An 18,892-nucleotide genomic window follows, 5' to 3' on the forward strand; every position below is an offset into this window, starting at 1 on the left:
TTGCTACGCAAGTCTACATCTCGCGCCTTCGGCTACGCCGAAGGGTGCTGCGCACCTGGCCCTACAGACGCCTACACTCGGCCTACTGAAGTCGCAATTGGCGGCGCCTGGGCAATTGCGCGCTTAGAAGCAAGAGCAAGAGCAAGAGCAAGAGCAAGAGCAAGAGCAGCGGGTTTAGCAGAGTGCCGGACCACTGCGAAGCAGGCGGCGCGGTGTATGGCACCGGCTTCGCCGGTGTTCGCGGCACAAGGCCGCTCCTACAGGTGCAGCGCTGGACTCAGGCTTGGCGCAGTCCTGTAACCCAGAGTTCCCACATCTGTAACTAGCGGTTAGCTGCGAAAGTACAGGCGCCACCCCTAACTTCGCGACTTCAGTAGGCCGAGCGAAGGTGGCTGGAGGGCCCAAGGTGCGCAGCACCCTTCGGCGTAGCCGAAGGCGCGAGATGTAGACTTGCGCAGCAAGTCGGAGGCCGCGCGGACCCGCAAGTCACCGTAGCGAGGGAACCCCTGCGCGAAGCGCAGGGGCCGAATGAATGGAGCGAGGATTTTTTGGTGACTTTTTGATCCTTCAAAAAGTTACCCGCCGTCAGGGCGGAAAGGTGACTACAAGTCAACATAGAAAGTGAATTAGAATATAGCTTCCAGCACATCCAAACAATCAAAGTCAACTAAAAGTCAACCAAACCAACGAGTACGCATACAATTAAAAACAGCCAAAACTAAACAACCAACCCCACACAAACAAGAAAAACCATCATAACGACTAACTCAGGCCCAAACCGCCATCGCACAATAATCGAATACCAACGATCGCATTCCACAGCACAAAACCCCAATCCCGCGTACACTCCCACCACCATGATCCAACCCACCCTAGACCTGTTCGGCACCTCCCCCCAGCACCTGGCAAGCCACACCACCCTGCTCCAGGGTTATGCCCTGCCCGACCTGGAACCCATGCTTGACGCCCTGCGCCCGATCCTGCGCGCCTCCCCCTGGCGCCACATGCAAACCCCAGGCGGCCTGCCCATGGCCGTAGCCCTGAGCAACTGCGGCGCCCTGGGCTGGGTCAGTGACGAACACGGCTACCGCTACACCCACACAGACCCGCAAACCGCCAAGCCCTGGCCAGCCCTGCCGCCGGTGCTATTGGACCTGGCCCAGCGCGCCGCAGCCCTGGCCGGTTTCGAGCACTTCGAACCCGACGCCTGCCTGATCAACCACTACCGCCCCGGCACGCGCCTGAGCCTGCACCAGGACCGCAACGAACAGGACTACACCCAGCCCATCGTGTCGATCTCGCTGGGCCTGCCAGCGGTGTTCCTGTTCGGGGGATTGCAACGCAGTGACCGCCCGCTTCGCATTGCGCTGAACCACGGCGACGTACTGGTGTGGGGTGGCGAGGATCGCCTGCGTTTTCATGGCATCCTGCCGATCAAACCGGGCGTGCACCCGCGCCTGGGCGAACGCAGGATCAACCTCACCCTGCGCAAGGCAGGTTGACCCGCCACCGACGTATCAGCTGCCCGTGTGCTCCAGCACCTGGTTGATGGCCGCGCCGTCGATACTCAACGTCGCGTTGTCGAACATCCCTTCCACATACGCCTTGGCCAACTGTTCCTGGCGCTGCGCTCGCAACAGCTCGCGCAAGCGCGGGGCGACCTCCTCCAAGGTCGCCGCACGAGGCGGCTGGGTCTCGAGCAACTGTATGACGTGCCAACCCGCCACGCTGCGCACCGGATCGCTGATCCCCCCGTCCTTCATCTTCGGGACCACCTCGCGCACCTCCGGCAACAGCTGCGCCAGTGCCTGCAACCCGGTGTCGCCACCCAGAGCGGCGCTGTCTTGGTCTTGCGAGTGCTCACGCGCCAGCGCGGCGAAATCTGCGTCTTTGCCCTGGGCCTGCCTGGCCAGCGCCACAGCCTGCTGGCGCACGGACGCCTCCTGCGCCGGGTTGTCGACCCGCAGGAAAATCTGGCTCAGACGATAGCGCGCAGGCAACTGCAAGCCCGCCTTGCCCGCCTCGTAGGCCTGGCGGATCTCGGCCTCGCTGGGGTAGTCGTCGGGCACGCGGCTGACCGATGCCAGGTAGTCACGCAGCACGACCTGCTCACTGAGCGCCCGAATGCGCGCCTGAACATCCGGGCGCAGCAACCAGCCCTGGGTTTCGGCTTGCTGGAACAAGGCCTTCTCCGCCAGGCGCGCGCGGATCCAGGCTTCCAGTGCCGGGCGGTCAGCCCGCAGTTGCTGGCGGGCATCCTCCGGCAACTGGGCGAACAATGCCTTGAGTTCATCGCCGCCAACCTGTTGCTCGCCTAGCCGGGCCAAGGCCGGACCGGTATCCACCGGCGCCTGCGGCGTACGCGCTGACGCGGGCACCGAAGCAGCCTCTGGACGCACGATGATGGCCACCACCAGAGCAACGCCGGCCAGTGCACTGGCGCCTACCCACAACCTGCGCGCACTCACGAGGCGTTGACCGCGTCGGCCACCTGTTCAGGCGCTTGTTGCGCAAGGTTGCGGCTGTAGTCGCGCAGGTACACGATGAACTCCTGCAGCAGGCGGTCCCACAGCAGCAGGCTACCTTGCAGGAACTTCGGGCTGACCCCGTCGGCCACCACCACGTCCATCTCCATCACCAGGAATTCGCCCTGCACCGAAAGCCGTGCGAAACGGCGCGTGGCATTCCAGCGTTCGGCAAGGCCGGCGGGCAACTCGCCCTGGATGCGCAACGCGCAACTGAAGGTGAAATCGTAGAAATCCGCCTGTGTGGCCGGCGCGCGATTGCCAAACCGCACGGCAAACCCTACGCCCTGGCTCGCACTGAGCAATTGCACCAGCGAATTCTGCTCGCTGCGGTTGACCCGGTAACCGGCGTCTTGCAGCAGTTGAGTGAGGGAATCGGCGCTCACGGCATTGATGAGGGTGACTTCTGTCATGTGCTGTCTTCCTTGAGTGGGTAAAGGCGTCTTAACCTGACATCACTGTCGAACAGCCCGCCCGAGACGGCCGCACCGCTCGACCAACATCCCCAAGCGTAGACACAAATACCCAGAGGTGTTGAACCCGCCCCCCAATGACCGCCACCGCCTCACTCAAGGCTGGTGGTTCTGGCTCAGGTACTTGTCCACCACCGCAGGTTCCGCGCGCTCGGCTACCTGCCACAGACGGCGCTCGATGCCTTGTGCCAACAAGTGCCCGACCGCCGCCTCGATGGCCGACAGCACACACAGCTGCGCCGGCTCGTTGGTGGTATAGCCGACTTCGGCCTCGAGCAGCTTCTTGAACTCGATGAACTTGAACACCCCCGCGTTACGCCCCACGGAATAGATGGTCTTGCTGGTCATCACATTGGCCAGCACCTGCCCGGTGCGCACATCCACCGCCCGCAGGTTGACCGTCACCTGGTCGACCCGGTACTCGCGGGAGATGTCGATACCGAGGTAACGCGCGCCCTCCCCGCCGCTGCGCACATTGGTGTCATAAGCAATGATGCCGCCTTCGAGCATCAGGTTGGCCGCCTGCAAGGGGGGCAGCTCGGCCTGGATGTTCTCCGGCACGTCGGCCTTCTTCTGCGAGGCGCGGATGATCTTGCGCTCGGTCAGCAGGTTCTGCAGGCCTTCACGCTCCAGCACCACGAACCAGCCGCTGGCGTTGAGGGCATCCATCAGCATGCTCGCCGCACCCTGGGTGACGCTGGTGGAGAACGAACTGGCCGGGGTTGGCTTGTACTGCCCGGTCTGGTCGCGGAATCCATACACCACCGCCATCAAGCGTCCACGTGGGCGCGGCATGTTGATCAGGTCATAGTAGGTCGAGGCCCGCGGCGTCAGGGTTGGGGTTTCGCTTTCGTGTTCGGCCGGCATCGGTTCACGCAGGCCGCAACCTTGCAGCCCTTGCAGTACGACGATCATCAACAGGGTGCTCAGCAGGCGTTTCATGGTGGTGCTCTCCCCAAAAGAAGACCTGGCCCTGCGACGGGCTTACAGGCCGCTGACCTGGATGATCGAGATTTCCCCGGTCGCACGGTCGGTGACGCGGATGCTCAAGGCGCCACCGTTGTCGATGACATCGATCAGGAACGCATTGGTGGACATGCTGCCGGTGGTGCCGTTGCTGATGTTGTCCAGCAACTGCCCCAACAGGCGCGACTCCAACTGATTGGTGAAACGTTCCAGGGCCGACGTGCTGGCGAAAGCCGAACCGCGGCCCTTGAGGTCCGGGTCGTCGTAGTCGTTCTGCGCCTGGGCGTTGTTCAACAGCCAGGTGCCATTGAGCGGATTGCCACCGAAGGCCGGGTTGACCGGGGTGTACACCAGTTCCGTGGCCAGCGCCTGGCAGCAGAGGCCTGCGCTGAGCAGGCAGGCGGCGAAACGCTGGGGCTTTTGAATGTTCATAGCTCGTCCCTCTCCAGATCGGTGGTGTCCTGCAGCAACCGTTGCAGCTTGCGCTCGACGATCAGCTGACGGACCTGGTCGGCGGCCGCGGCGGCCTCGTCGGTCAGTTGCGTGGTGCTCGGCGCCAGGAACCGCTTGAACACCACTTCACGCTCATACTCCACGGTGACCAGGCTGCCCCAGCGGGCATCCGGGCGTTCGCGCACCACCAGGTTGAAATCCAGCCGGCTGGTGGCACGCAGGCGGTCGCTGAAGGCGTTGTAGAAGCTGTGACCGATGTGCGAGATGGTGTTATCGACGATGAACCCCATCATCTCGTCCTCCACCGCTGCGCGGGCCTGGCACAGCAGCGCCAGGCACAGCACCAGTACCGCCCAAGGGCGCTTCATGGCGCCTCTCCTGGGCCTGCATGCTGGCGCGCGCTGGCGGCGCTCTGGGCAAAGGCCTGCTCGGCGACGAACTGCCAGTCGCTGTAGTGCTCGACCCCTTCGAAGCTGCTCCAGGCTGCGGCAAAACCGCTGCGCTTGAGCGGCGACGCATCCGAGAGGCTGTACACGCCGGTAATCCGGCCATCCACCGCCCGCAGCAAGCCCCAGTCGTCACGCCCGGTGATCGGGTCCGGGTAACGCTGGCGCAGGTGATGCTGCGGCGAAGGGAAGCGGTTGTCCTCAAGCAGGTCAGCCAGATCCTTGGGGTATTGCGCCAGGCCCGGCGAGGCCCGGTAGTAGCTGCGCAGCGCCTGGGCATACTGGCCGCCGACCCACAGCAACTGGCGTTCGCGATCACGTTGGGCGCTGGTAGCCCACAGCGTCCCGGTGGCGGCCAGGGCCATACTGCTGATGGCAATCAGCAGCATCACCCCCAGGTAGGTGAAGCCTGCTTCACCAGTCGGCGTAGAGGCTGCCATCGCGCGCCCTCCCAGTGGCACCGCTCTTGATGTCGGCCACACCCCCGCTCACCCCTTCAGGCGGGGGGACCAGTTGCCAGCCGTCACGGCGTTCGGTGATCGGATCGACCGGGGTGTTGCGCAGGTAGCGCTGCTCGACCAGTTGCTCCAGCGAATCGGGGTAGCGGCCGGTATCGCCGTAGTAGTGATCCAGCGCTTCGCGCAGCACCGCTAGGCTCTGTTGCAGGGTCGCCTCGCGGGAGGCTTCGAGGCTGTTGAAATAGCGCGGCAAGGCGATGGTCATCAAGGTGGCGATGATCGCCATGACCACCAGCAGTTCGATCAGCGTGAAGCCGCGGTCGCGTCGTTGCATGGCCGTCACCACTGCCCGTAGGGCACGTTATTCAGGCCTTTGCCACGGGCCTTGGAATACACATCGAAAACATCATCGCCCTCGCGCGGACTCTCCGGGCTGCTGGCATAGGCTCGCAGGCCCCAGCCCCCCCCATCGTCGTGTGTGGCCGGCAGCAACGGGTCGTGGGGAATGCGTCGCAAGAAGTAGAACTTCGCGCCGTTGGCACTGCGCACGTCGCGAACCCCATCCACCAGCACCTGCAAGTTCGGCGGGTAGCCGCTACCATTGAGGCGTTTTTCGATGTAGCCGGCGTCGAAGGCACGTTTGTAGGCATCAATGGCATCGCGGATCTGATACAGCGCCTCACGCAATGCCTGCTCCTTGCCCCGGCGCACCAACGTCTCGGTCAACGGCGCCGCCATGCTGGCCAACAGCCCCAACAAGGCCAGGGTGATGACCACCTCGATCAGGCTGAACCCCTGCTGGCGACGCTTCATGGCCGCGAACTCCCAGGCACGGCCGGCACCACTGCCATCTGCTCTTGTACGCCAGGCTGACCGTACGACTCGACCGGCAGCGCATTGGCAGGCGCGGGCTGGACCCATTGACGCGCCTGCAAGCTCGACTCGGTGCCGGTGGAAAACTCCATGTCCGAAGGGCTCTGGTACGGCAGGTTGCGCACGATACGCGGGGTGATCGCCAGCACCAGCTCGGATTGGCTCATGTCATCTTTGTTGCTGCCGAACAGCCGCCCGATTCCGGGGATGTCGCCAAGCCCTGGGATCTTGTTGCCGCTGGCGTTGTGGTCATTGCGCACTAGGCCGGCCAACACCTGGGTTTCGCCATCGTGCAGGCGCAAGCTGGTCTGCGCGTTGCGGGTGTCGACCTGGACCGGAATGGTGCCCTGGCGGGTCGCCTCCAGCGGCGTGGCATTACTGACCTCCAGCGCCACCTTGATCGCCACCTCGTTGTTCAGGTGCACAGTGGGCTGCACTTCGAGTTTCAGGCCCACGTCGAGGTAGGTGACGCTCTCGGTGATCACCGGCCCCTGGGTGGACGGCACCGAGGTGGCGCTGATGATCGGCACCCGCTGGCCGATGTGAATGCGCGCCTGCTCACGGTTGCTCACCCGGATCACTGGGCTGGCCAGGGTGTTGATGTCCTTGTCCTGGGCGTTGATCTTGGCCTGCGGCGCCGGCGAGATGCTGATGCGGCTGGAGTTGATTCCTCGCAACTGGTCAAGCACGCCCACCGAGCTGCCGTCGCTGTTGATCACGCCGAAGGTGTTGGGCCATTGCAAGCCAAGGTCGAGGATGCGCGAGCGGGCCACCTCCATCACCTCCACCTCCAGGACCACCTCGGGATTGGACTGGTCCTGCGACTGCAAGAGTTTTTCGGCCATGCGCACGGCGTCTGGGGTGTCTCGCATGGTCAGGGTGTTCAAGCGTTCGTCGACGAACACGTCACGGGTCTTGAGCATGGTCTTGACCATGTTCAGCGCAGTGTTGGCGTCGATGCTGGTCAGGTAGAAGGTGCGCATGACCAGCTCTTGATAGTCCTTGGTTTTCTGCGGCGAGTCGGGGTAGATCAGCAGGGTGTTGTCGTTGACGATCTTCTGGTGCAACTGGTTTTGCTCCAGCAGCAGCGCCACGGCATCCTCGATGCGCACTTCGCGCACGAAAATGGTCGCCTTCATGTCCGGGCGCAGGTCCTTGTCGAAGATGAAGTTGATCCCGGCCACCTGGGCCAGGACCTCGAAGATGGTCTTGAGGTTGGCTTCGCGGAACTCCAGGGTGACTGGCCGCTCCAGGCGGCTGCGCAGTTGCGGATAAGGCGTGGCAGTGCGGGCCTGGACGTTCTCGATGTCAGTGCGCAGCATGATGCCCTTCTGGTTCTGCGGATCGAGGCGCAGCACCTCGCGCATGAAACGCTCGGCGCCGAACAGGTCGCCCTGACGCAGCGCTGCCTGGCCGAGGGCGACGCGCTCGTCGAGGGTGCGGATCAGCTCGATCTGGCGCACGCCTTCCTGGGCGCGGCGGTTGTTCGGCTCAAGGGTCAGCACGCGGCCATACCCCATGCGTGCATTGGCGAAGTCATGCCGCGCACGGTCACTGTCGGCCTGGGCCAGCAGCGCCTCCACCGCCGTCTGCCGGGCATGCGCCAGGGCAATGTTCAGCTCGGTGTCGCGCGGTTTGTCACGCAGGGCCTCTTCCAGGCGGGCGATGCCGGCCTCGTACTGGCCGTCCTGGATCAGCTCGGCGCTGTCCTTGCGAATTGCACTGGTGCCGCACCCGGCGATGGCCACGCACAGCGCCAACAGCAGGAACGGAGCGGGCTTGCTCGACTTCGAAGGCTTCATGGGGCGCTCCCGACAGACAAGGTCTGTAGCTGGTGCAGTGGCAGGTAGACCAGGCCCAGCTCGTTGGCCGAGACATGGTCGAGGCGGTAGGTGTCTTCGATCACGTCGCCCTGGCGCACGACGTAGAGTTTTTCGCCGTCCTGCAAGAACACTTGCAGGTCGTCCCGATCCCCCAGCCGGCCGACAAACTGGAACGGCAACGCAGGCGCGGTGGGCGCCACGATGACCGGGCTGACCACCGGTGGCGCCTCAGTGACCGTGGCCAGTTGCTGCGGCGCGGTCCATTGCTGGCTGGGGAACAGGTCACGCGGGGCGCTGGCCTCATCGCGCGGTAAGCTCGCCTCTAGCGGCGCCAGCGCAGGCCTGTGCGAATCCGCTCGCGGCGCCCGCGGCGCAACCCCCTGTTGGTCTTCGAACCAGTGTCCGGGCGCCCACGCCAAGGCGGCGCTGACCCCAAGAAAACCGATCCACATCACGCTACGCCGACTGTTCATCACGACCTCGACAGGTAAAGGGTCATGCGCACCCGACCGGTGAGTTCACGTTCACCGATGCGCGGGCGTTGCAGTTCAAGGTCTTCCAGCACCACGGTCGGCAGTTGACTGAGCAGCGCGTTGAGGAAACCGCGAATCTGCGGGTAACTGCCACGCACCGGCAGGACGATCTGGTAGCGCGCCAGCTGGGTCTTAGGGTCCACGCCCAAGGCGTACTCGCCGCGCGCCAGGCTGATGCGTTCGGCGCTGGCCAGGTGGTACAGGCGCTCGATCAGCGCACTGGCCTCTGGCTGGCCGGGCAGTTGCTGGCGCAAATCGTCCAGTACCTGTTGCTCGGGCTTGGCCTGGACCTTCAGTTCGCCACGCTCCAGGCGCTTGACCTGCACGCTGGCGTCAGCCTCGCTGGCACGCAGTTCGCGCACCGCTTGCCACTGCGGTAGCACCCAGGCCAGGGTCAGTACCAAGGCCAACAGCGCCATCAGCACAGCGCTCAGGCCTACCCGACCAAGGCGTGCAAGGGTTTCGTACAGGATCAGGCTAGGGACGCGCATGACCGGTCTCCCAGGTGGCTGTCAGGTTGAAGCGCACCGGATGTTCGGCCTGCCCCGCCATCACCTCATGGTTGAGCAGCGACACATCCGACAGCGCCGCACTGCGCTCGAGGCGCTGGTGGTACTGGAGCATGGCTTCCAGGTTGCGGGCTTCAGCGCTGATGCGTACCTGGCCCTTGCGTGCATCAGGGGTCAGGCTAAGCAACGCCACGTCCTCCTGTGGCAGCGCTTCGAGCATGGCGAACAGCTGTTGCCAGGGCCGCTGCAGTTGCTGCGAAACACTGCGCATCTGCGCCAGGCGCTCGGCCTGCTCGCGTACTGCCGCGCTGCTTTGCGGTGCGGCAGTGGCCGAGCGGCGGCCTAGCCTGAGTTCGAGCCGATGCACGCGGGCCTCAAGGCCTGCCTGCTCGCTCATCAGTTGCTGCTGGGCCAGCACCAGCAAACCGACCAGTGCAGCGCCGAGGATCAGCAGCGCCCAGGCCAGCGGGCGGCTCTGGCGTGGTTGGAACTCCAGGTCGAGACGGCGCATGTCAGGCCACCGCTCGCCACATCGCGCACAGCGGATCGGCCTCGGCCAGCCCACTGCACAGCTGCACCGCGGCCAGGCTCAACGCCGCCTGGCGACCTGGAGCATGTAGGTACACCTGCGGCAGTGGCTCGCCATACAGCTCGCCGGTGCGTTCGATCAGCGCCTGCAGCGCCTGGTCGTTATCGGCGCAACCCTGGGCCAGCACCTGCTGCCAGCAACCGTGGGCCGCCAGCAGCAGCACGCTGCGCCGGGGTTCGGCCAGCACAAACAGGAAGTTCCCAGGTTCAAGTTGCGCCTGACAGTGGTTGTAGGCGGCCATCAGGTATGGCTGCACCGAACGCAGCCGCAGATGACGCTGCTGGCCCTGCGCCTGCAAGCCTTGCAGCAACGCCTCGGGCAATGCCGTGGCGATGCGCGCAGCCCCGGCAGGCTCGGGCGACAGGACGATGCGCCAGTCATCCAGAGCCTGCCCGTAGAGGTTTTCGAAGCAGGCCTGAGCGTAGGCATACAGCTCGCGCGGATGACCAATCGCATCGCTCCACGGCACCAGGCAGAAGCGGCTGAAGCGTGCTGACAACAGTATCTGCAACGGGGCACCGTTGACTTGGTGTTCGGTCAGCAGGCCATCGAGGGCGAGCAACGCTGCGGCCCAAGCCGGTTGCGCCGCCTGGCAGGTGAACGCCTGGCTGCCCAGCCACTGGTGCTGCTGGCCATGCCAACGTCCCAGGCCCACACCCTCGGCGCCGAGCACGGCGCAATAGCGGCACGCGCCGCGATCAAACAGTGAATGTGACACGGTTGATCTCCTCGAGTGTGGTGCGGCCCGTGCGGACCAGGTCCAGGGCCGAGGCGCGCAGCAGGCGTAGGCCGCGTTGGCAGGCCATCTGCTTGATCTGCGAGAGTGGGCGGCGTTCGACGATCATCTGCCGCAGGTCGTCGTCCAGGTGCAGCAATTCGGCAATCGCATTGCGTCCGCGGTAGCCACTGCCACGGCACTGGCCGCAGCCCTGGGCGCGCACGAAATGCCAGCCCGTGACCGCCTCGCGGGTCAGCGCCGAGGCACCGAGCAGCTCATCGTCCGGCTCGCATGGCACCGCGCAGTGAGTGCAGGCCAGGCGCACCAGGCGCTGTGCCAGCACGGCGTTGAGCGCCGAGACGAAGCTGTAGGGGTCGACCTGCATCTGGCTGAAGCGGCCAATCACGTCGAATACGTTGTTGGCGTGGATGGTGGTGAATACCAGGTGTCCGGTGAGCGCCGACTGCACGGCGATCTGAGCGGTATCCGGGTCACGGATCTCGCCGACCAGGATCTTGTCCGGGTCGTGGCGCAGGATCGAGCGTAGGCCACGGGCGAACGTCAGGCCCTTCTTCTCGTTGACCGGGATTTGCAGCACGCCCGGCAACTGATACTCCACCGGGTCTTCGATGGTGATGATCTTGTCCACGCCATGGTTGATCTCGCTGAGCATGGCGTACAGCGTGGTGGTCTTGCCGCTGCCGGTAGGGCCGGTGACCAGGATCATGCCGTAGGGCTCGGCCGCCAGCCGGCGCAAGGCGCGCAGGGTGTGCTCCTCGAACCCCAGGGCCTGCAACTGCACGCCACTGACCGGATCGGACAAGTCCTGCTTGTCGAGCACCCGCAACACCGCGTCCTCACCGAAGATGCTTGGCATGATCGACACGCGAAAATCGATCTGCCGATCACCGATTGCCACCTTGAAACGACCGTCCTGGGGCACGCGCTTCTCACCGATGTCCAGCTCGGCCATGACCTTGATGCGCGAGATCACCTGCTCGGCGAACGCACTGCCGCTGGCCTTGCCGGCGCCATTGAGGACACCGTCGATACGGTACTTGATGGTCAGGCCCTGGCCGGTCATGCCTAGGTGGATGTCGCTGGCGTGCTGTTTGAGGGCGTCGTACAGGGTGGAGTTGACGAGCTTGACCACCCGGCTCTGGTCCTCACTGATGCTGGTCAGCGACAACCGTTGCAGGGCATCGCCTTCGCCGCTCGCCTCGGCGCCCGGGTCGAGCGCGTCGACGGCATGGAAACTTTCTTCGTGGCGGGCCAGAAATGCCGCCAGGTCGGCGGCGTGCGTCAGGTACAGCGGCGCGCCTTGCAGGCAGTCATCGATCCAGGCCAGGCGTGCGCTATCGAAGGGATCGGCGAACACCCCGATCAGCTCGCCGCCCCGCTCCACCAGCGCGAACTCGCGTTTCAGGCACTGGGCCAGACTGACGTGGGCGAAGGCCGGAGTGCTGGCGAACAGCGCCTGGGTATCGAGCAATGGATAACGCAAGGTACTGGCCAGGCGCTGAGTGAACACGCCGGGGCTGTCGCACGAAAGACGCTCAAGGCACGCAAGCAGGCGCTCTTCGCCCGCTTGCAGGCGGGCCTGTGCCAACAGTTCGCGGGGATAACCGGGCTGCGACAGGGCCAGCGGATCTGGATCGAATGCCTGTGTCATTGCCTGCGACTCCGCTCAAGGGCGACGCCGCAGGCAATGATGCGTGGGGCGCCGCTATTCCCCGGTGAGTAGCTGATCGTCGTCAGGTTCGGCGGGCTTCTCGCCATTGCGGCGGCGGTCGGCCAGTACCCAGCTGCCATCGAACAACTGCAGGGGGAACGATTGGTTCCTGTTCTGGCGTCGTTCGACGAACCCCTCGGCCGGTCGGTCCGTGGCCCTGCGCTGGCGCTCTATCCCCATCAGGTCGAAAACCGCGCGGGCCAGTTCCATCAGCGGGAATGGCTTGAACAGGACATGGCTCACACCCAGTTCGGCGGCCCGCTCACGCACCTCGGCGGTGGGATGGGCGGTGATCAGCACGAAATGGCACGACCTGTTCCTGCGTACGGTCTCCAGAACCTGAAACCCCTCCATGTCGGGCAAGCGGTAATCCAGCACAATCACATCCGGCGCCAGGCGCTCGGCCAGGCCAATACCACTGGCACCGTCGTGGGCAACCTGGACCTCCAGGCCTTGCGCCTGCAAATACGCTTGCAGGTTTTGCGCAAGGGTCTGTTCGTCGTCGACTACCAATACTCTGTTCACCAAGGTCCACTCCCAAGAACTGCCCGGTTTCCCGGTCTGCGAAGTGCGGCCTTGTAGAGGCTTGAGCAGTCTTCGTGCCAGGCATGGAGGATTGTTGCTTACCGCTTGCAAGCGGTTGATATTGCTGAGACTTTCGTACGCCTTCAGGGCAGCGGTGGCGGCAGTTCCCCATAACTGGGGGAACTGATAGCACTTTGCCCTGAGACGATTCCCCAGGAGTGGGGAAACGCACGCGCCGGCCTCAGTCGATGCGCTCCACTGTAGCGGATTCACGCAAACGTTGGCGCACTGAATAGCGCGCCTGGGCTTGCTTGTGTGCCATCAGCAGGTCACGGGCCATGGCCCGTTGCGACTCAATGTCTGTGTGGGTTAAGACTGAAGTGTTATCACTTTGGTTCTGTTTTTCTTCGAATCGGTGACGATTGGCCAGCCAAAAGGCCTGCACCTCGGCCGCGTCAGGCTCGGCCACCTCGGTGAGTCGTGCATAGGCCTGCTGGGCGGCCAACTCATGCCGGGTATAGTCGGCAAAGCCTGGACGGTCGAAACCGGCGGCGCTCAGGCGACGGTCGAACGACGCCGAGCCGCCGAGCGCTGCTTCGAACGCCGCCACCTGCGCCTCCACGTCTGCCTCGCTGATGACGATGCCCAGGCGCTGGGCGTGCTGCCACAGCAGCTCCTTGTCGATCAGTTCGTCCAGCGCCTGGTCACGCAGGCGTCGATACAACTGGGGGTTGCGGATGCTGGTCGGCGCCCGCCCGTGGGCCTGAAGAAACTCACTGAAATAGTGCTCCAGGCGCAGCACGCCAATGTCCACGCCATTGACCCTGGCCACCGCTTGGTCGGCACGGCTGAACGGACTCAGCAGCAATAGCAGGCACATCATCACTATACGCATGGCCAAACCTCCAAGCAGGCGCGAACTTGCCCCGCGATTACCGGCATTGTCGATCCCATCCCCAGGGTTTCTGGGAATGCGCAGCAAGCCCGCCCCGGCAAACCGTCAAGGCGCCTGTAGCACAGCGCTGTACGGCGCGACTTCGGTAAAGCTCGGGCCTGGCAAGCCCACCTGCAGCACGTGCGCCCCTGCCAGCCCGCGACGCCTGCCTGGGCCAAAGCCCAGGGCCGGGGTCAGGCCCGTGTCGATGTCGTGCAATTGCTCAAGTGCCGCCACCAATCTTTCACGGCTCACATCGCGCCCTGCCTGGCGCAGTGCCTCGACCAGCAAACGCCAGGCGCATAGGGTGCTGACCTGAAGTGCCGTCTGCCGTGTGTCCAGGCCTTGACGCTGACGCAATCGGTCCAGGGCCCGGCGCCCCGCTACGCTCCAATCCCCAGGTACGAAGGGGTAGGCCAGCAACAACCGTTGCGACCATTGCGCCGACAGGTCGGGCAGTGCACCGGACACCTGGCTGGAAGCGGCCAGCAGGTAAGGCGTGCGTCCCGCGCTGGCCAACGCGTTGGCGAGTGACGCGAAGGCCCGCGCCTGGCCCAGAAAAACGATGCCCTCACCCGCCATTGCCTGGCCCTCGAACGGCTGCGCGGGGCCAGGGGAAAAACCCAGTTGCTGCAACCGTTGGCGCAGGCTCTGGGCGGCCTCGGCCTGGTCGTGTCCGGCATACACCACTTGCAAGCCATCAGGCGCCAAGCCCAAGGCACTGCGGGCATGCGCGGCCACGCTCAGCAATTGCTCGGGCACTGCCGGTAACGGGTCGAACACCCACACCCCGCCGCCACCACGCGGCGTGGTCCCGACCAAGGGCAAACGCTCGCGCTCCAGCGCGGCGCTGTCGAGCAGCGGCGCCAACGGTGCAATCAAGGCGAATACCTGCCGTTGCGCCAGCCGCTGCAACGCCTGCGCAGTGCTGACAGCCTCACGCCCTGGGTCGATCACCACCAGTTGGAGCCTGCGACCGTGCAGGCCGCCCTGGCGGTTGATTTGCTCGACGCCGTCCTCCAGCACCGCTTGCACCACCCGTCCGGCCTCGGCCAGCGGACCGTCCTGGGGCAACAACGTGCCCAGGCGCAGCACCTCGTCCTCGACGCCAGGGTCGCGATCATCGGCCAGGCGCATGAGGTAGGCCGTGAGGTTGCGTTGGTCGGCAAGGCTCAATTCGAAACGTGGCATGCTCGGATCCAGCCGATTGCCGCCGGGATCGACCCCGGTGCCAATCGCCCGCGCCAGCGTGGCAGTCCGGTAGGCCGGATAACGTCGGCCGTTCATCTCGCGCAGGCCCGGCCCTGCGGCCAGGCGCTGCCAATCCAGGCTGGGTGGACGCACGGCACCTTCGGGGCGACCGCGCCCGTCGGTGCCGTGGCATCCTGCGCAGGGCAGCACGTTGGCCGGCACTTGCAGGTCACTCGGGCCGACCCGGGCGAGCAACTGGGCGTCGCTGCTGGAGAGGCCCTCGCGGTAGAGGCGCTTACCGGCCTGCTCTTGGGCGTTGAGCGACAGGGCCTGCGCCTGGGCACTTAATGCGAGCCCCCCTAAGAGCATCAGCCAGCGCCAGCCGTAACGCGATTCACACGTCGCCAGGCTATCGCTACAGGTTGTCCGGCGCATGGCTTTCAGCGCCCGGCCAAGGGTTGGATAAGCAACTGCATGCGCTGAGCGATGGCCGCTGGCGGCGCATCGGGGCGGATCTTGCTCCAGCGTTTGCCCGCCACATCACCTGCGATCAACTGCGTGGAATGCTGCTCAGGGCTTGGCAGGAACTGACCAAGACGCCCCAGCACCAGGTCGACGCTGGCCTTGTCACCGGTCAGGAACAGCCAGTTCGGCACATCCACCTCCTGCTGACGCGCAAAGGCCTTGAGCGCCTCGGGGGTATCGTTGAGCGGGTCGCTGCTCAGCGAGACAAAGGTCACCTGCGCAGCCAGCGCCGGCCCCATCGCCTCGCGCACCTCGCGCAGCTTGCGGGTGATCAGCGGGCAGGCATCGTTGCAGTGGGTGAAGATCACGTTGAGCATCACCACCTTGTCTTTGAGTACATCGCTGTAGAAGCGTAACTGCCGACCGTTCTGGTCTGTAAGCACGGTGTCGGTGAACCAAGTCTGCGCATCCCGCGTGCCGCCGCCACTGCTGATCGGCGGCGGTGCCGGTTGCGGCGTGGGGGCATGGCCTTCGTGGGCGAAGGCCACCGAGGCCAGGATCCACAGGCAGGCGGCCAGCACTACCCAGTCGAAGCTGCGCATACCCGCGCGACGGGCGCTGACGCTGCTCATGGCTGCACCGCCTGGCCGGCGATGGCCGTGCTCTTGGCGTGCACGCGACGCGCACTCAAACGGTTGATCTGCGTGACCAGCAACGCCGGGTCGGTAAAGCCGTAGTAACGTGTCCAATGCCCGCTGCGCGCGTCACCGACCAGGATCAGCGGGGGATGCTCCTCAAGGTTGGCGCTGAAGCTGCCCAAGCCTTTGAGGGTCTCGCTGATGGCATACGGCGAGCCCGTCAGCCAGCTCCAGCCAGGACCGCGCTGGAAAGCTCGGGCATAGTTGGCCAGACGCTTGGCGTCGTCACGCTGCGGATCGACGCTGATCGACACCAGGCGCACCTCCTCGCCCACGCGCCCGCCCAATTGCTGCTGGACCTTGCCCATGATCGAGGAAACCACCGGGCACACGGTCGTGCAACTGGTGTAGATGAAGCCCATCACCACCAGATGATCGCTGACCAGGTCCTTCTCCAGGCGCACGGGCATGCCGTCCTGATCCAGCAATACCACATCGGCGAAGCGCACATTGGTTTTCTCCTGGCGCAACGCGGGCGGCGAGCTGGAGCTGTCGGCGTGGTCATGGCCGGCGTGAGCCAGGACCAATGGGCTGGCGAACAGCAGGCTCAAGGCAAACAGTTTGCGGGCATAGACAGGCTTCATCGCACACTCCTGGGTTCCCCTTGGGAAGCGGTTGGTGTCGCGGCAGGCAGCACGCGTAGGCTGGTGTAATTGTCTTCGGCGAACTTGCGGCCAAGGCTTGGGGACTGCACATGCAGGTACCAGGCGCCGGCCTCGGCCAACTGCAACGAGGCTTGGTACACGCCCTCGCCGACTTCGGTCAGGGGCAAGTTGCGTGGCAGTGACGAGGGGGCCAGGAAGTAGCGCAGGCTCAGGTCGTCGAGGCCCAGGCGCGGCTGGCCGTCGTCACTGAGAATGCGCACCCTGGCCACGAACGGATCGTGTTGCTGTAATGGCTGGGCGGTGTCGAGGAACTCGGCATGCAGCCCCTGGCGCCGCGCCGTCTGCGGCAGCGCCGCGACCTCGGTGCTGAAGCAATGGATGATCTGCGGCTGGTTGAGCAAAAAAGCCACGTCAAAGGCACCGGCGGCCGGCAGTTTGATGGTCGAGCCATACACCCCCGGCGCCACTTCGCGCAGGCTACGATCGACCACGATCGCCGCACGGGCCTGGTGGCCGCGATTGTTGTAGCCGGACATCGGCGCATTCATGCCCTCGGCATAGAAATAGGTGGTGTTGTCCACCGGGTTGACCACGAACACCGCGTTGTCATCGCGTGACACGCTCAACCCCTGGGCCAGTGGCAGGTCACCGGCCTGACGTGGCGCCGCCGGGCCGGCTTCGAAGCCCTGGACGATTGGCGTACGGCCCTGCCCGAGGCTGGACAGATTGATCATGCTCACTTTCGGCGAGGCCAGGCCGCGCACGTAGGCGTAACCCTTGGTGAAGGTCAGCTGGTACGGCTCGGCGGCTACCGGGATGCGATGGATCAGTTGGTCGTTGCTGGCGTCGATCACCAGCGCCTGGCTTTCCAGGGTGTTGAGCACCACGCCAAAGCGTCCGTCGCGGCTAAAGCGCATCGGGCCAAGGCCCGGCTCGGCCTGCAGCGTATGGCGCAGTTGGTGACGGCGGGCATCGAACACGCGCACCGTGCCCTGCTGCCCGTCGACCACGTATACCGCCTGGGACAGCGCCGAATAGCTCACCGACAGCGGATGCGGACCGGCCTCTAGGGTCTTGAGCAGGCGCATCTCGGCGATGTCGATCACGCTCAAGGTGCCGGCGTCACGGTTACTGACGAAGGCGTAGCGCGAGTCGGCACTGAAGGCGATTTCGTGGTGCCCGGCGCCGGTGATGAATGACTTGAGCGGGGTACGGCTGGGCACGTCGATCACGCTCACCCCGCCTTTGCTGGGGTCGCTGCTGTTGTTGCCCACCCACAGCTGGCGCTGGTCGGGTTGCAAGGCCACGCGAAACGGTTGCTCGCCGGCCTGCAAGGTGGCGACGCGGGTGAAGGTGTCGGTGTCGATCAACGCCACCTGGTTGCGCTCCGGCATGGACACGAACACCTGTTTGTCATCGGCGCTGGCGACCCAGTCCATTGGCCGTCCTGGCAGCTCGATGCGTGCCAGGGTGCTGGTGATTCCGCCGACCGAGACGGTGGGGTCGATGACCGTGAGGCTGGCATCCTTGTTCATCATCAGCAGGAAGTAGCTGTTAAGGTCCAACAAGGGCCGCGCGCCGATGCTGCTTTTGAGAAACAACGCCACCCGCGCCTTACAGCTGCTGTCACGATCGCCGGCCGGGGCGGACTGCGCGGGGTCCAGCCAGGCGCCAGGCGCCATGCCAGAGAGGGGTTTGCCGCTGCTTTGGTCGCTGACCTTGAAACGGATACTCGCGAAGTCCCCTTCACGTAGCGGGCCTGGGGTCAGTGGATGGGCTTCGAACTCGACGGTCACGCCGTCGCGGCTCAGGCGGTGCTGGGTGTCGGGATCGGGCGTCTGTTGCAGCAATTCGCGTGGATCGCACCAGAGTTTTTCGTAGGCGACGCCTAGGCCGATCAGGGCCCATCCCAGGAGCATGCCGATGTAGGCAGGGTGCATTCGGCGCTTCATAGCTTGCACCTTTTTTTTGGGGTGGGTGAATGCGGGCATGGGGTGAGGCGTTGGGGCGGGATGAGCATGCTGCACCTCCTGCTGAGATGGGGACGCTGGTATGGGCTAAGCAAGCGTTATGCCATGGCTGGAAGTTGTTGTTTATCAGGGGGTTGGGGGGTTAAGGAGAGAAAGTTGGGGAGGATTCCCCGGGGGCGTGGCCCGAAGGCGGGGGTTGGTGGGGGTTGGTCGGGGTCGGGGGGGGTTAGGGTGGTTTTTTGGTAGATGTGTGCGCATTCATCGGCGATGTCGACTTTTAGTCACCTTTTCGCCCTTACGGCGACCTACTTTTGCTCTTGGGCAAAAGTAGGCAAAAACCGCTCGCTCCATCATCCGGCCCCTGCGCTGAGCGCAGGGGTTCCCTCGCTCCGGCGCCTTTCGGGCC

21 protein-coding genes are annotated in these 18,892 nt (G+C 64.8%); 1 reads left to right on the forward strand and 20 read right to left on the reverse strand.

Going from position 1 to position 18,892, the window contains the following annotated elements; translation table 11 throughout:
- Positions 1–857 precede the first annotated feature (857 nt).
- Complete coding sequence (alkB, locus tag ACNFIC_RS23630; protein WP_416782246.1) at positions 858–1,502, forward strand: DNA oxidative demethylase AlkB; 645 nt, start codon at positions 858–860, stop codon at positions 1,500–1,502.
- Positions 1,503–1,517: 15 nt separating this feature from the next.
- Here the strand turns inward: alkB and ACNFIC_RS23635 are convergent, their stop codons facing one another.
- From ACNFIC_RS23635 to ACNFIC_RS23730, 20 genes are all read right to left on the reverse strand, one after another.
- On the reverse strand, positions 1,518–2,468 hold the full coding sequence (locus tag ACNFIC_RS23635) for a peptidylprolyl isomerase (RefSeq protein WP_416782248.1): 951 nt from the start codon (positions 2,466–2,468) through the stop codon (positions 1,518–1,520).
- Entirely contained in the window at positions 2,465–2,938 is a 474-nt protein-coding gene (locus ACNFIC_RS23640; RefSeq protein WP_138217963.1) for a YbjN domain-containing protein, read from the reverse strand. Before ACNFIC_RS23640 ends, ACNFIC_RS23635 begins: the two co-directional genes overlap by 4 nt.
- Positions 2,939–3,094: 156 nt before the next feature.
- Positions 3,095–3,940: a CsgG/HfaB family protein gene (locus ACNFIC_RS23645; protein ID WP_416782250.1), complete on the reverse strand. Its 846-nt coding sequence runs from the start codon at positions 3,938–3,940 to the stop codon at positions 3,095–3,097.
- A gap of 42 nt (positions 3,941–3,982) precedes the next feature.
- On the reverse strand, positions 3,983–4,396 hold the full coding sequence (locus ACNFIC_RS23650; protein WP_138217965.1) for a curli production assembly/transport component CsgF: 414 nt from the start codon (positions 4,394–4,396) through the stop codon (positions 3,983–3,985).
- A complete protein-coding gene (gene csgE / locus ACNFIC_RS23655; protein WP_138217966.1) occupies positions 4,393–4,785 on the reverse strand; it encodes a curli production assembly/transport protein CsgE in 393 nt (130 codons plus the stop codon). Before csgE ends, ACNFIC_RS23650 begins: the two co-directional genes overlap by 4 nt.
- Entirely contained in the window at positions 4,782–5,303 is a 522-nt protein-coding gene (locus ACNFIC_RS23660) for a type II secretion system protein (RefSeq protein WP_138217967.1), read from the reverse strand. The genes csgE and ACNFIC_RS23660 overlap by 4 nt, the downstream gene beginning before the upstream one ends.
- A complete protein-coding gene (locus tag ACNFIC_RS23665; protein WP_138217968.1) occupies positions 5,278–5,655 on the reverse strand; it encodes a type II secretion system protein in 378 nt (125 codons plus the stop codon). Before ACNFIC_RS23665 ends, ACNFIC_RS23660 begins: the two co-directional genes overlap by 26 nt.
- Positions 5,656–5,660: 5 nt before the next feature.
- Positions 5,661–6,134 (reverse strand): type II secretion system protein, encoded by a 474-nt coding sequence (locus ACNFIC_RS23670; protein ID WP_138217969.1) that lies wholly within the window; start codon positions 6,132–6,134, stop codon positions 5,661–5,663.
- Positions 6,131–7,996, reverse strand: a complete 1,866-nt coding sequence (locus tag ACNFIC_RS23675) for a secretin N-terminal domain-containing protein (protein WP_138217970.1) — start codon at positions 7,994–7,996, stop codon at positions 6,131–6,133. The genes ACNFIC_RS23670 and ACNFIC_RS23675 overlap by 4 nt, the downstream gene beginning before the upstream one ends.
- The gene (locus tag ACNFIC_RS23680) at positions 7,993–8,490 is read right to left on the reverse strand and encodes a hypothetical protein (RefSeq protein ID WP_416782252.1); all 498 of its coding nucleotides are present in this window, start codon (positions 8,488–8,490) and stop codon (positions 7,993–7,995) included. Before ACNFIC_RS23680 ends, ACNFIC_RS23675 begins: the two co-directional genes overlap by 4 nt.
- Positions 8,490–9,041, reverse strand: coding sequence for a type 4a pilus biogenesis protein PilO (pilO, locus tag ACNFIC_RS23685; RefSeq protein WP_416782253.1), 552 nt, complete (start codon positions 9,039–9,041; stop codon positions 8,490–8,492). The genes ACNFIC_RS23680 and pilO overlap by 1 nt, the downstream gene beginning before the upstream one ends.
- Positions 9,028–9,570 carry a pilus assembly protein gene (locus ACNFIC_RS23690; protein WP_416782255.1) on the reverse strand — a complete coding sequence of 181 codons (543 nt, stop codon included), beginning with the start codon at positions 9,568–9,570 and terminating at the stop codon, positions 9,028–9,030. Before ACNFIC_RS23690 ends, pilO begins: the two co-directional genes overlap by 14 nt.
- A gap of 1 nt (position 9,571) precedes the next feature.
- On the reverse strand, positions 9,572–10,366 hold the full coding sequence (locus tag ACNFIC_RS23695; RefSeq protein ID WP_416782256.1) for a hypothetical protein: 795 nt from the start codon (positions 10,364–10,366) through the stop codon (positions 9,572–9,574).
- Entirely contained in the window at positions 10,347–12,038 is a 1,692-nt protein-coding gene (locus ACNFIC_RS23700; protein ID WP_416782258.1) for a GspE/PulE family protein, read from the reverse strand. The genes ACNFIC_RS23695 and ACNFIC_RS23700 overlap by 20 nt, the downstream gene beginning before the upstream one ends.
- Positions 12,039–12,092: 54 nt before the next feature.
- Positions 12,093–12,626, reverse strand: coding sequence for a response regulator (locus tag ACNFIC_RS23705; RefSeq protein WP_416782260.1), 534 nt, complete (start codon positions 12,624–12,626; stop codon positions 12,093–12,095).
- 238 nt (positions 12,627–12,864) lie between these two features.
- Positions 12,865–13,518 (reverse strand): SurA N-terminal domain-containing protein, encoded by a 654-nt coding sequence (locus ACNFIC_RS23710; RefSeq protein ID WP_138217977.1) that lies wholly within the window; start codon positions 13,516–13,518, stop codon positions 12,865–12,867.
- A gap of 105 nt (positions 13,519–13,623) precedes the next feature.
- The gene (locus tag ACNFIC_RS23715) at positions 13,624–15,117 is read right to left on the reverse strand and encodes an ABC transporter substrate-binding protein (RefSeq protein ID WP_416782263.1); all 1,494 of its coding nucleotides are present in this window, start codon (positions 15,115–15,117) and stop codon (positions 13,624–13,626) included.
- A gap of 71 nt (positions 15,118–15,188) precedes the next feature.
- Complete coding sequence (locus ACNFIC_RS23720; protein WP_138217979.1) at positions 15,189–15,845, reverse strand: SCO family protein; 657 nt, start codon at positions 15,843–15,845, stop codon at positions 15,189–15,191.
- A complete protein-coding gene (locus ACNFIC_RS23725; RefSeq protein ID WP_138217980.1) occupies positions 15,842–16,495 on the reverse strand; it encodes an SCO family protein in 654 nt (217 codons plus the stop codon). The genes ACNFIC_RS23720 and ACNFIC_RS23725 overlap by 4 nt, the downstream gene beginning before the upstream one ends.
- On the reverse strand, positions 16,492–18,468 hold the full coding sequence (locus tag ACNFIC_RS23730) for a beta-propeller fold lactonase family protein (RefSeq protein ID WP_416782262.1): 1,977 nt from the start codon (positions 18,466–18,468) through the stop codon (positions 16,492–16,494). Before ACNFIC_RS23730 ends, ACNFIC_RS23725 begins: the two co-directional genes overlap by 4 nt.
- Positions 18,469–18,892: the final 424 nt, after the last annotated feature.

This window comes from Pseudomonas sp. NY15463, from assembly GCF_048068415.1.
Classification (GTDB): Bacteria; Pseudomonadota; Gammaproteobacteria; order Pseudomonadales; family Pseudomonadaceae; genus Aquipseudomonas; species Aquipseudomonas mosselii_C.

Bases quoted from the DNA above. Each gene is read 5' to 3' on its own strand.
- alkB (WP_416782246.1), top strand. From the start codon at position 858: ATGATCCAACCCACCCTAGACCTGTTCGGCACCTCCCCCCAGCACCTG.
- ACNFIC_RS23640 (WP_138217963.1), bottom strand. From the start codon at position 2,938: ATGACAGAAGTCACCCTCATCAATGCCGTGAGCGCCGATTCCCTCACT.
- ACNFIC_RS23645 (WP_416782250.1), bottom strand. From the start codon at position 3,940: ATGAAACGCCTGCTGAGCACCCTGTTGATGATCGTCGTACTGCAAGGG.
- ACNFIC_RS23650 (WP_138217965.1), bottom strand. From the start codon at position 4,396: ATGAACATTCAAAAGCCCCAGCGTTTCGCCGCCTGCCTGCTCAGCGCA.
- csgE (WP_138217966.1), bottom strand. From the start codon at position 4,785: ATGAAGCGCCCTTGGGCGGTACTGGTGCTGTGCCTGGCGCTGCTGTGC.
- ACNFIC_RS23660 (WP_138217967.1), bottom strand. From the start codon at position 5,303: ATGGCAGCCTCTACGCCGACTGGTGAAGCAGGCTTCACCTACCTGGGG.
- ACNFIC_RS23665 (WP_138217968.1), bottom strand. From the start codon at position 5,655: ATGCAACGACGCGACCGCGGCTTCACGCTGATCGAACTGCTGGTGGTC.
- ACNFIC_RS23670 (WP_138217969.1), bottom strand. From the start codon at position 6,134: ATGAAGCGTCGCCAGCAGGGGTTCAGCCTGATCGAGGTGGTCATCACC.
- ACNFIC_RS23675 (WP_138217970.1), bottom strand. From the start codon at position 7,996: ATGAAGCCTTCGAAGTCGAGCAAGCCCGCTCCGTTCCTGCTGTTGGCG.
- ACNFIC_RS23680 (WP_416782252.1), bottom strand. From the start codon at position 8,490: ATGAACAGTCGGCGTAGCGTGATGTGGATCGGTTTTCTTGGGGTCAGC.
- pilO (WP_416782253.1), bottom strand. From the start codon at position 9,041: ATGCGCGTCCCTAGCCTGATCCTGTACGAAACCCTTGCACGCCTTGGT.
- ACNFIC_RS23690 (WP_416782255.1), bottom strand. From the start codon at position 9,570: ATGCGCCGTCTCGACCTGGAGTTCCAACCACGCCAGAGCCGCCCGCTG.
- ACNFIC_RS23700 (WP_416782258.1), bottom strand. From the start codon at position 12,038: ATGACACAGGCATTCGATCCAGATCCGCTGGCCCTGTCGCAGCCCGGT.
- ACNFIC_RS23710 (WP_138217977.1), bottom strand. From the start codon at position 13,518: ATGCGTATAGTGATGATGTGCCTGCTATTGCTGCTGAGTCCGTTCAGC.
- ACNFIC_RS23715 (WP_416782263.1), bottom strand. From the start codon at position 15,117: ATGCTCTTAGGGGGGCTCGCATTAAGTGCCCAGGCGCAGGCCCTGTCG.
- ACNFIC_RS23720 (WP_138217979.1), bottom strand. From the start codon at position 15,845: ATGAGCAGCGTCAGCGCCCGTCGCGCGGGTATGCGCAGCTTCGACTGG.
- ACNFIC_RS23725 (WP_138217980.1), bottom strand. From the start codon at position 16,495: ATGAAGCCTGTCTATGCCCGCAAACTGTTTGCCTTGAGCCTGCTGTTC.
- ACNFIC_RS23730 (WP_416782262.1), bottom strand. From the start codon at position 18,468: ATGAAGCGCCGAATGCACCCTGCCTACATCGGCATGCTCCTGGGATGG.